The sequence below is a fragment of the Exiguobacterium sp. KKBO11 genome (genome assembly GCF_001644945.1).
Taxonomy (GTDB): Bacteria; Bacillota; Bacilli; order Exiguobacteriales; family Exiguobacteriaceae; genus Exiguobacterium_A; species Exiguobacterium_A abrahamii.
Genome location: NZ_LUCU01000043.1, coordinates 1 through 379, shown reverse-complemented (window position 1 = coordinate 379; position 379 = coordinate 1). Strand labels below are relative to the sequence as shown.

General features: G+C 57.0%; 1 protein-coding gene. It reads left to right on the top strand.

The genetic code is table 11. The features are described 5' to 3' along the window. Positions 1-89 precede the first annotated feature (89 nt). Positions 90-379, top strand: a 290-nt coding sequence (locus tag AYO36_RS16940) for a hypothetical protein (RefSeq protein ID WP_369815323.1), incomplete at its 3' end; no start/stop codon positions are given.

The window sequence follows — 379 nt, the reverse complement described above, 5'->3', positions numbered from 1 at the left end:
GATCGGAAGGGTGCCGTGCGCTTGCGTGCGGGCCAATGCCCGCGCGTTTCGGTCGCTACCTGCCAAACAAAAAAGGGAACAGCGAAATCATGCACGCTCAGTTGACCAGAAAAGCAAGCCGGGCAAGAAGCCGGCTCGTTGCGGCGATCATCGCCCTTTCAGCCTGTGTTGCGGGCTTTGGAACGGATGCCTCGGCCACAACAATGATGGCCGTACCGCATTCTGGCCTGCGTATTCTCGATCCGATCATCACGACCGCTCATATCGTGCGCAATCACGGCTACATGATCTATGACACGCTGCTGGCGCTTGATGCCGATTTCAAACCGCAGCCCCAGATGGCTGACTACACTGTTTCGGATGACAAGCTGACCTATAC